The sequence below is a fragment of the Actinomadura sp. GC306 genome (assembly GCF_004348665.1).
Classification (GTDB): domain Bacteria; phylum Actinomycetota; class Actinomycetes; order Streptosporangiales; family Streptosporangiaceae; genus Spirillospora.
On sequence record NZ_SMKM01000281.1, the window covers coordinates 1 to 8,586 of the forward strand.

Sequence of the window (8,586 nt, forward strand, 5' to 3'; positions counted from 1 at the left end):
GCCCCCGCCCAAATGGGTGCCACCACCCATGGACGATTGCGTCCCGCCCGCTCATGGTGGAGATTCGCCGACCCCTACCCCCGGCGAGCGAAGGGAGCCCCGAGCCATGACGGTGAACAGCGCGGTCAACGGCACCTCCGGCGGGTACCCGCCGGACGGCGCGCAGGCCCGCCAGGCCCGCGAACTCCTCCAGGAGGAGCGCCGGACCCGGATCGCGCAGCTCACCGTCCTGGAGCACGCCGAGGACGGCGCCCCCGACGAGGGCACCCTCGCCCGCCGCGAAAGCCTGCAGGGCACCCTGGAGGAGATCGACGCGGCCCTCACCCGCCTCACCGACGGCACCTACGGCGTCTGCGAAGACTGCCGCAAGCCCGTCCCCGAAGGCCGGCTGGAGATCATCCCGTACGCGCGCCGCTGCGTGCAGTGCCAGCAACGACGGCGCTGATGCGGACCACACCCTCCCCCGGCCCGCACGCCGCCATCGACCTCGGCAGCAGCCGCATCCGCGCCACGCTGCCCGCCCGCGCCGCGTTCGTCGACCGCCCCTCCGCGGTCACCGGCCCCGCCGCCGTCCCCGGCCGCGCGGTACGGGCCCGTCCCATCGAGCACGGCATGGTGACCGACGCCGGCGCCTGCACGCGCCTGGCCCGCCTCGCCCTCTACGAGGCCGACCCCGGCGAGGAGCTGCGCCAGGTCCTCATCGCGGTGCCGGCCGCCGCGAGCAGGACCCAGCAGAGCCGCGCGGTCACCGCCGTCGGCGCCGCCGCCGAACGGCCCGTCCGCACCATGGAGGCCCCGCTCGCCGCGGCCATCGGCGCCGGCATCGACCCCGCCGACCCGAGGCCCCGCCTGATCCTCGACATCGGCGCCGGAATCGTCGAGGCGGCCGCGATCATGCGCGGCCGGGTGCACGCCGCGCGGTCGGTCCAGTACGTCCCCGAGCGGCCGGCGGGCCACCGGATGCCCCGCGTCCCCGAGCACGTGCGGGCGCAGATAGCGACCGCGCTGCGGCACATGCTCACCGACCTGCCGCCGCCGCTGCGCCGCTCCGCCCGCGACGGCGGCCTGCTGCTCACCGGCGGCGGCGCGTGCCTGCCCTCCCTGCCGGGCGGGCTCGCCGAGGAGATGGGCCTGACCATCCGGATCGCCCGCGATCCCGCACGCGCCACCATCCGCGGCCTGGCCCACGCCTGCCGCTCCCCGGTCACCTGGCGCCTCACCCGCGCCTGACCCGGCCGGCCGGGCGGGACGGGGAGTCAAGCCCCGTCCCGCCCGCGGCACGGACGCCCCCGGCCGGTCCGCCGGTTTGCCGGTTTGCCGGACCCGCAACGCGGTTCGCCGGAACGCGCGGCCGCGACGCATCATCGGGCCATGGAGCACACCACCGGCCAGGAATTCTGGGACACCCGCTACGCCGAGCAGGAGCGCATCTGGAGCGGCGAGCCCAACGCCGTCCTCGTCGAGGAGGCCGCCGGGCTGGAGCCCGGCACCGCCCTCGACCTCGGCTGCGGTGAAGGCGGGGACGCCATCTGGCTCGCGCGCCGCGGCTGGCGCGTCACCGCCACCGACATCTCCGGCGTCGCCCTCGAACGCGCCGCGCGCCACGCCGAGGCCGCGGGCGTCGGCGACCGCGTCGACTGGCAGCGCCGCGACCTGGGGACGTCGTTCCCCCCAGGCGCCTACGACCTGGTGAACGCCGCGTTCCTGCACTCCCCCTGCGAAGGCATGCCGCGCGAGGAGATCCTGCGCGCCGCCGCAGCGGCCGTCGCGCCCGGCGGCGTGCTGCTCGTCATCGGGCACGCCGGCCCGCCGCCCTGGGACCCCGACGCCCACCCCGGGGTGCACCTGCCCACCGCCGAGGAGGTCATGAAGTCCCTGGAACTGCCCGGCGGCGACTGGGACGTCCTACGCATGGGCGAGCACGAGCGCGTCCAGACGGCCCCGGACGGACGCGTCATGACCCGCACCGACAACGCCCTCAAACTCCGGAGGCGCCCGTCCGCTGCATGAGGGCGGCGAACTCCTCCAGGGAGATCTTCCCGTCGCGGTTGGCGTCGGCGGCCACGACCACCTCCACGGCGCGCGTGCCGGTGATGTCCTCCCCGAGCGCGGCCATGAGGTTCTTCAGCTCACCGGTCGAGATGTAGCCGTCGCCGTCGGCGTCCACCAGCTCGAACGTCGCCCGGTACTGCTCCACGTCCGCCATGCGCCTGCTCCGATCGTCGGTCTGCTCGGGGGCTCGACGGTAGCAGCGACGGATCCGGCCCCATGCCTTTACGTAGTAAGGTTTGGTCCGGGCACGCGGTCCGCCATAATCGGACGGGTGCGCCGCTCGTACGAGTTCCTCGACCATCCCCCGCCGATCCCCTTCGCACACCGGGGCGGCGCGGGCGGCGGCCCCGAGAACTCCATGGCCGCGTTCCAGCACGCCGTCGACCTCGGCTACCGCTACCTGGAGACCGACGCCCACGCCACCGCCGACGGCGTCGTCATCGCCTTCCACGACCGCACCCTCGACCGGGTGACCGACCGCACGGGCACCATCGCGCGGCTCCCCTACTCCGAGGTCGCCAAGGCCCGCATCGCCGGCGCCGAGCCCATCCCCCTCCTGGAGGACGTCCTCGGCTCCTTCCCCGACGCGCGCGTCAACATCGACATCAAGGACGCACCCGTCATCGGCCCGCTCGCCGCGGCGCTGCACCGCACGGCCGCCTGGAACCGGGTGTGCATCACGTCCTTCTCCACCCGCCGGCTCGCGCAGATGCGCGCGCGGCTCCCGCTGTTCACCGACCGCGACGTGTGCACCGCGCTGGGCCCGCGCGGGGTGATGGCGCTGCGCGCCCGGTCCTACGGCGGGCCGGCCGCCAAGCTCGTCCGCCTCGCCGCCACGGGCGTCGCCTGCGCCCAGGTGCCCTACGGCCTCGGGCCCCTCCCCTTCGTCACCGAGTCGTTCATCGCCCACGCGCACGAACTCGGCCTCCAGGTCCACGCCTGGACGGTCAACGAGCCCGCCGACATGGAGCGCCTGCTCGACCTCGGCATCGACGGCATCATGACCGACGAGATCGGCACGCTCCGGCGCATCATGGCGTCCCGCGGGCTCTGGCAGGGCCCCTCGCCCGCCCGCTGACACGCCCGGTCAGCGGGCGAAGCCGGGCGGGCGGTACTCGGCCGCGACGCGCATCGGCGGCTGCATCCGCGGACGCTCCGCCGGCGGCGCGGGCTGGGGCTGCTGCCCCGGCAGGGGCTGCTCGGGCGCGAGGTCGAGGCGCCGCGACCGCGCCAGCTCCAGGAGTTCGAGGTCCTCCGGAGACACCAGGGCCGCCATGACCTTGCCCCGGCGGGTGAGCCGGACGGGATCGCCGGTGTAGGCGACCCGATTGACCAGGTCCGCGAACTGGGCCCGTGCTTCGGTAACGGGAACATCCACGTGATTCATCGTATAGCGAAAGGGGGGAAGGTCCCCTGGCCCGCGTCCTCCACCGGCACTAGTCTCCATACGTACGTAGTGTACGTTCTGTACAGAACCAATCCCGGAGGTGCCCGTGATCGCAGAGCCAGGGAACCGCGAAGCCGAGCGGCCCGCGGAGACCCCCGCGGAGACGTTCACCGGACGGAGGCGGACCGCCCCCGCCGGACTCCCCCGGGTGGCGGACATGCAGCCGTTCGAGCGCCTGCTAGCCCAGCGCATCGTGTTCCTCGGCAGCGAGATCGACGACCATGTCGCCAACCTCGTCAACGTGCAGCTTCTGCTGCTCGCCGCGCAGGACTCCCGCCGCGACATCACGCTCTACATCAACTCCCCCGGCGGGGTCGTGGACGCCGGAATGGCGATCTACGACATGATGCAGTTCGTCCCGAACGACATCTCCACGGTCGCGATGGGCATGGCAGCGTCCATGGGACAGACACTCCTGTGCGCCGGGACGCCGGGCAAGCGCTACGCGCTGCGCCACGCCCGCGTCGTGATGCACCAGCCCCACGGCGGGATCGGCGGCACCGCGTCCGACATCAGGATCCAGGCGGAGCAGTCGCTGTACCTCAAGCGGACGCTGGCCGAGCGGACCGCGTTCCACACCGGGCAGTCGCTGGAGCAGATCGAGGCCGACAGCGACCGGGACGCGTGGTTCACCGCGGAGGAGGCGCGCGACTACGGCTTCGTCGACCACGTCATCGACGGCACGGACCGGGTGGGCACATGACGCGCGCGGAGAAGCGCTACCTCGTCCCCGAGTTCGAGGAGACCACCGCCTACGGGCGCAAGGACTCCAACCCCTACGACAAGCTGTTCGAGGACCGGATCGTCTTCCTCGGCGCGCCGGTCGACGACACCAGCGCCAACGACGTCACGGCGCAGCTGCTCGCGCTGGAGGGCATGAACGCCGACCGGCCCATCGCGCTGTACATCAACTCGCCGGGCGGGTCGCTGACAGCGATGCTGGCGATCTGCGACACGATGCGCTACGTCGCGCCCCCCGTCGAGACGACCTGCGTCGGGCAGGCGGGGTCGGCGGCGGCGGTGCTGCTCGCGGCCGGCGCGCCGGGCCGGCGGGCCGCGCTGACCGGCGCGCGGATCCTGCTGCACGAGCCGGCGACCGAGGTGTCCCGGGGGTTCGCCACCGACCTGGACATCCACGCCCGCGAGATGCTGCGGCTGCGGGAGCAGACCGAGGCGATCGTGGCGGAGGCGACCGGGCGCGACCCCGGTACCGTCCGCCGCGACCTGGACCGGGCGCGGTTCTTCACCGCCGCCGAGGCGAAGGAGTACGGCCTGATCGACGAGGTGATCACCTCCCGCCGCTAGCGTCCGCGCGGGAGGTTTCCGCCGCCCGGCCCGGTGCGGCCGCAAAGAGCAGGGTTGGATCACGCTGGGTGCGGGAATCTTGTCACGGTATTCAGCGTTGGTCAGGGCAAGACCGCAAGCCGTCTGGGAGGCACGTGACGATGGCCGAGCGCGCACTTCGCGGCACCCGACTCGGAGCGACGAGTTACGAGAACGATCGCAACACCGATCTCGCCCCTCGGCAAGAGGTAGATTACACCTGCACCAAGGGCCACCGGTTCACCGTGACGCTCGCCGCCGAGGCCGAGGTGCCGATGACCTGGGAATGCCGCAACTGCGGCGTGACGGCCCTGCGGGTCGACGGGGAGCTCCCGCAGGCCAAGAAGGGCAAGCCGCCGCGGACCCACTGGGACATGCTCATGGAGCGCAGGACCGTCGAGGACCTGGAGGAGGTCCTGGCGGAGCGCCTTGAGATCCTGCGGGCGGGGCGCAGGAAGTCCGCATGAACGTCTGATCCACCCTTTGTCGAGGCGGACGGGCCCGTACCGGCGACGGTACGGGCCCGTCCCATGTCCGGACGCGGCTCCATGAGCCGGGTCTTCGTGAAGCGGGCCTGTGAAGCCGGGCCGGGCGCCGGGGCGTCAGGCGCGGGACTTGGGGTCGTCGTCCTCGATGACCTCGCCGCGGACGACCGGGCCGGGCGGCGTCTCCACCGGCTCGGGGGCGCCGGGCCGGCGGCCGAAGGGGTCGAATCCGGCGCCGCCGTACCCGGGCGGCGGGACGATCGTGGCGGCGCGGACCTCGGCGGCCCGCATCCGGCGCTCGGCGAACGCCGCCAGCGCCCGCCGCAGCAGCGGCCGGGTGAACGGCAGCACCAGCGCGAGGCCGAGCACGTCGGTGCCGAAGCCGGGCAGCAGGAGCAGCACGCCGCCGGCCATGACCAGCACCGCGTCGCCGAGCTCCCGCTCGCGCAGCACACCGGTGCGGACGGTCTCGTACAGGGCGCCCCAGGCGCGCCTGCCCTCCCGCCGGATGAGCCACGCCCCGAGCACGGCCTGCGCGGCCAGCAGCCCCGCCGTCGGCCAGAAACCGATGGCCTGGCCGACCTGGATCAGGACGTAGATCTCCAGGACCGGCACCAGGATGAACGCCAGGAGGATCAGCAGCAGCATGGCTCCCTTTTCGGGGTAGGTCGAAGCCTCACCGTGTACAACGCGGCGGAGGGGCCGTTCGTTTCCCCCGGCGGGCGCGGCGTCCGGCGGGGTCAGCGGGGCGGGCGGAGCTTCGCGGCGCGGTCGGCGACGCCCCACTGGGTGATGCGCAGCGCCGCCTCGGCCATGACGTCCCGGTTCATCTTGCTGGTGCCGTGGACGCGCTCGACGAAGGTGATCGGCACCTCCACCACCCGCAGGCCCTGCCGCACCGCCCGCAGCGCCAGGTCGATCTGGAAGCAGTAGCCGCGCGAGTCGACCTCCTCCAGCCCGATCTTCTGCAGCGTCGCGGCGCGGAAGGCGCGGTAGCCACCGGTGGCGTCGTGCAGCGGGATGCCGAGCATCAGCCGCGCGTAGGTGTTGGCGCCGCGCGACAGCGCCTCGCGGCGCTTGGGCCAGTTGCGCACCTCGCCGCCCGGCACCCAGCGGGCCCCGATGACCAGGTCGGCGTCCTCCAGGGCCGCCAGCAGCCGCGGCAGCTCCTCGGGCTGGTGGGAGCCGTCGGCGTCCATCTCGACCATGACGTCGTAGCCGCGCTCGGCGGCCCACCGGAACCCGGCGATGTAGGCGGGCCCGAGCCCGTCCTTGCCCGCCCGGTGCAGCACGCTGATCTGCTCGTCCCGCGCCGCCATGGCGTCGGCGACCTCGCCGGTGCCGTCGGGGCTGGCGTCGTCCACCACGAGGACGTCCACCGGCGGGACGGCCGCGCGGACCCGCCCGGCGATGTCCTCGATGTTGTCCCGCTCGTTGTACGTCGGGATGATCACGAGCACCCGGCCGAGGTCGGCTGGGATGTCCATCGGTGTCAGTTCCCCTCGTTCGAGCCGGCGGAGTCCCCGCCGGCGCGGTCACCGCCGGCGGAGGTCCTCCGGGCCGGCGCCCATGCCGCCGCGCAGAGCGCACCGAGCCCGAGGGCGGCGAGCACCCACTCGGGTGCGGCGCCCACCCGGTCCGCCGGCGTGGTGGACGTCCGCGCCGGAACGGTCGCCACCTGGATGTCGGGGACGAACTCGCGGGACCGGTCGACCACCCGCCCGTCGGGCGCGACGATCGCGCTGATCCCGCTGGTCGCGGCAACCAAGATCGTACGGCCATGCTCCACCGCGCGCAGCCGGGACATCGCGATCTGCTGCGGCGGCAGGCTGGTGCGGCCGTAGGTGGCGTTGTTGGTCTGCACGACCAGCAGGTTCCCCGCCGACACGTCGCGGACCTCCTTGTCGTAGGCGACCTCGAAGCAGATGACGTCGCCGACCGTGACCGGGCCGAGGCGCAGCACGCCCGAGCGGGTGCCCTTGGCGAAGTCGCGCGGGATCCGCTCGAACCGGGTGATCAGCCTGGTGAGGACGTCGCGGAACGGCAGGTACTCCCCGAACGGGACGGGGTGCCGCTTGACGTAGTAGTCGCCGGGGCCGCTCGCCGGGTCCCAGACGATGCCGCGGTTCTCGACCTGCTCGCCGTCGGGGGTGTCGGTGAGGGCGCCGACGAGGACGGGGACGCCGACGTCCTTCACCGCGGCGTCGATCGCGTTGTACGCCTCGGGGTCGGTGTAGGGGTCCAGGTCGCTGGCGTTCTCCGGCCACACCACCAGCTCGGGCCGGGCGAGCTCGCCCGCGCGGACCCGCGCGGCGAGCTCGCGGGTGACCTGGACGTGGTTGTTCAGGACGGCCTTGCGCTGGCCCTGCCAGTCCAGGCCGATGCGGGGGACGTTGCCCTGGATGACGGCGACGGTGACGGGCCGTCCCGACGCGGGGGTGGGGATCAGCGTCCCGCCGCCGGTGACGGCCGCGATGCCGGCGAGGGCCGCGGCGGCGGGCAGCAGCGTCCGCCAGGGGCGCGGGGACGGGCCGTCGCCCCCCGTGCCGGCCCGGTGGACGCGGTAGGCGCGGTGTGCGGCGAGGGCGGCATAGGCCAGCAGCCCGCCGGCCAGGGCCGTCACGAAGGTGACCAGGGGCGCGCCGCCCCAGGAGGCGTAGGGGGTGAGCGGTGTCGCGGTCTGGCTGAAGGCGAGCCGCGCCCACGGGAACCCGCCGAACGGGACCCGGCCGCGCAGCAGCTCCTGGCCGACCCACAGCGCCGCCGTCCACAGCGGCCAGGCGGGCAGCCGGGTGACCAGCGCGATCCCGGCGCCGAGCGGCAGGAAGTACAGGGCCTGGACCAGCGAGAGGACGATCCACGCGTCCGGCCCGATCTGGCCGATGCCCTCCAGGACCGGGACGAAGAACGCGGCGCCGCCGACGAAGCCGAGCCAGGCGCCGGTGCGGGCGGTCAGGCCGCGCAGCGCCACGGTGAACAGCGCGACGCCGACCGGGGCGAGGGGCGTCAGGTCGAAGGGCGGGAACGCGAGCCACATGCTCAGCCCGGCGGCCGCGACCAGCAGCGTGCGGGCCCAGCCGGCGCGGCCGCCGCGCCGCAGCCGGGCGCCCAGGCGCGCCGCGCCGCCCGGCGCCGCCGCCCCGCCGCCCGTATGGCTGCCGGCGCCTCCGGCCGGCGGCCGTTCCGGGAGGGTCTCCTGGGCCACGTCCCACCTCGTTCCCCTCGTTCCCTTCCGGGAACGCTACCGGGCCCCGGGCGTGACGGCGACCACGGGCGGTG

Annotated in this window: 12 protein-coding genes; 7 read left to right on the top strand and 5 right to left on the bottom strand. The window is 74.3% G+C overall.

Annotated elements, in window-relative coordinates:
- The first annotated feature begins 106 nt into the window (after window positions 1-106).
- The 3 genes from E1200_RS27920 (at window position 107) to E1200_RS27930 (ending at window position 2,010) form a co-directional block, all read left to right on the top strand.
- Window positions 107-445: a TraR/DksA C4-type zinc finger protein gene (locus tag E1200_RS27920; protein ID WP_131955065.1), complete on the top strand. Its 339-nt coding sequence runs from the start codon at window positions 107-109 to the stop codon at window positions 443-445.
- On the top strand, window positions 445-1,230 hold the full coding sequence (locus tag E1200_RS27925) for a rod shape-determining protein (RefSeq protein WP_131955066.1): 786 nt from the start codon (window positions 445-447) through the stop codon (window positions 1,228-1,230). The genes E1200_RS27920 and E1200_RS27925 overlap by 1 nt, the downstream gene beginning before the upstream one ends.
- A 141-nt stretch (window positions 1,231-1,371) precedes the next feature.
- A complete protein-coding gene (locus E1200_RS27930; RefSeq protein WP_131955067.1) occupies window positions 1,372-2,010 on the top strand; it encodes a class I SAM-dependent methyltransferase in 639 nt (212 codons plus the stop codon).
- Here the strand turns inward: E1200_RS27930 and E1200_RS27935 are convergent.
- Window positions 1,979-2,206 (bottom strand): EF-hand domain-containing protein, encoded by a 228-nt coding sequence (locus tag E1200_RS27935; protein ID WP_131955068.1) that lies wholly within the window; start codon window positions 2,204-2,206, stop codon window positions 1,979-1,981. The genes E1200_RS27930 and E1200_RS27935 overlap by 32 nt on opposite strands.
- 117 nt (window positions 2,207-2,323) lie before the next feature.
- Here E1200_RS27935 and E1200_RS27940 point away from each other — a divergent pair, with 117 nt between their 5' ends.
- Window positions 2,324-3,130, top strand: a complete 807-nt coding sequence (locus E1200_RS27940; protein ID WP_131955069.1) for a glycerophosphodiester phosphodiesterase — start codon at window positions 2,324-2,326, stop codon at window positions 3,128-3,130.
- A 9-nt stretch (window positions 3,131-3,139) separates the two neighbouring features.
- Here the strand turns inward: E1200_RS27940 and E1200_RS27945 are convergent, their stop codons facing one another.
- Entirely contained in the window at window positions 3,140-3,439 is a 300-nt protein-coding gene (locus E1200_RS27945; RefSeq protein WP_243708878.1) for a type II toxin-antitoxin system Phd/YefM family antitoxin, read from the bottom strand.
- Between the two features lie 217 nt (window positions 3,440-3,656).
- Between E1200_RS27945 and E1200_RS27950 the strand changes: the two genes are divergently transcribed.
- From E1200_RS27950 to E1200_RS27960, 3 genes are all read left to right on the top strand, one after another.
- On the top strand, window positions 3,657-4,202 hold the full coding sequence (locus E1200_RS27950) for an ATP-dependent Clp protease proteolytic subunit (protein WP_131955075.1): 546 nt from the start codon (window positions 3,657-3,659) through the stop codon (window positions 4,200-4,202).
- Entirely contained in the window at window positions 4,199-4,804 is a 606-nt protein-coding gene (locus E1200_RS27955; protein ID WP_131955071.1) for an ATP-dependent Clp protease proteolytic subunit, read from the top strand. The genes E1200_RS27950 and E1200_RS27955 overlap by 4 nt, the downstream gene beginning before the upstream one ends.
- A gap of 140 nt (window positions 4,805-4,944) precedes the next feature.
- Entirely contained in the window at window positions 4,945-5,289 is a 345-nt protein-coding gene (locus E1200_RS27960) for an RNA polymerase-binding protein RbpA (protein WP_131955076.1), read from the top strand.
- Window positions 5,290-5,424: 135 nt separating this feature from the next.
- Here the strand turns inward: E1200_RS27960 and E1200_RS27965 are convergent, their stop codons facing one another.
- The 3 genes from E1200_RS27965 to lnt all read right to left on the bottom strand — a co-directional run bounded on the left by E1200_RS27965 (window position 5,425) and on the right by lnt (window position 8,512).
- On the bottom strand, window positions 5,425-5,955 hold the full coding sequence (locus tag E1200_RS27965; RefSeq protein WP_131955072.1) for an FxsA family protein: 531 nt from the start codon (window positions 5,953-5,955) through the stop codon (window positions 5,425-5,427).
- A gap of 92 nt (window positions 5,956-6,047) precedes the next feature.
- Window positions 6,048-6,794 (bottom strand): polyprenol monophosphomannose synthase, encoded by a 747-nt coding sequence (locus tag E1200_RS27970; RefSeq protein WP_131955073.1) that lies wholly within the window; start codon window positions 6,792-6,794, stop codon window positions 6,048-6,050.
- A gap of 5 nt (window positions 6,795-6,799) precedes the next feature.
- Window positions 6,800-8,512 carry an apolipoprotein N-acyltransferase gene (lnt, locus tag E1200_RS27975; RefSeq protein ID WP_131955074.1) on the bottom strand — a complete coding sequence of 571 codons (1,713 nt, stop codon included), beginning with the start codon at window positions 8,510-8,512 and terminating at the stop codon, window positions 6,800-6,802.
- Between the last annotated feature and the right edge of the window lie 74 nt (window positions 8,513-8,586).

Excerpts from the sequence above, each read along its gene's own strand:
- E1200_RS27925 (WP_131955066.1), top strand. The coding sequence starts at position 445 with ATGCGGACCACACCCTCCCCCGGCCCGCACGCCGCCATCGACCTCGGC.
- E1200_RS27965 (WP_131955072.1), bottom strand. The coding sequence starts at position 5,955 with ATGCTGCTGCTGATCCTCCTGGCGTTCATCCTGGTGCCGGTCCTGGAG.
- E1200_RS27960 (WP_131955076.1), top strand. The coding sequence starts at position 4,945 with ATGGCCGAGCGCGCACTTCGCGGCACCCGACTCGGAGCGACGAGTTAC.
- E1200_RS27930 (WP_131955067.1), top strand. The coding sequence starts at position 1,372 with ATGGAGCACACCACCGGCCAGGAATTCTGGGACACCCGCTACGCCGAG.
- E1200_RS27945 (WP_243708878.1), bottom strand. The coding sequence starts at position 3,439 with ATGAATCACGTGGATGTTCCCGTTACCGAAGCACGGGCCCAGTTCGCG.
- E1200_RS27970 (WP_131955073.1), bottom strand. The coding sequence starts at position 6,794 with ATGGACATCCCAGCCGACCTCGGCCGGGTGCTCGTGATCATCCCGACG.
- E1200_RS27955 (WP_131955071.1), top strand. The coding sequence starts at position 4,199 with ATGACGCGCGCGGAGAAGCGCTACCTCGTCCCCGAGTTCGAGGAGACC.
- E1200_RS27920 (WP_131955065.1), top strand. The coding sequence starts at position 107 with ATGACGGTGAACAGCGCGGTCAACGGCACCTCCGGCGGGTACCCGCCG.
- E1200_RS27950 (WP_131955075.1), top strand. The coding sequence starts at position 3,657 with ATGCAGCCGTTCGAGCGCCTGCTAGCCCAGCGCATCGTGTTCCTCGGC.
- E1200_RS27935 (WP_131955068.1), bottom strand. The coding sequence starts at position 2,206 with ATGGCGGACGTGGAGCAGTACCGGGCGACGTTCGAGCTGGTGGACGCC.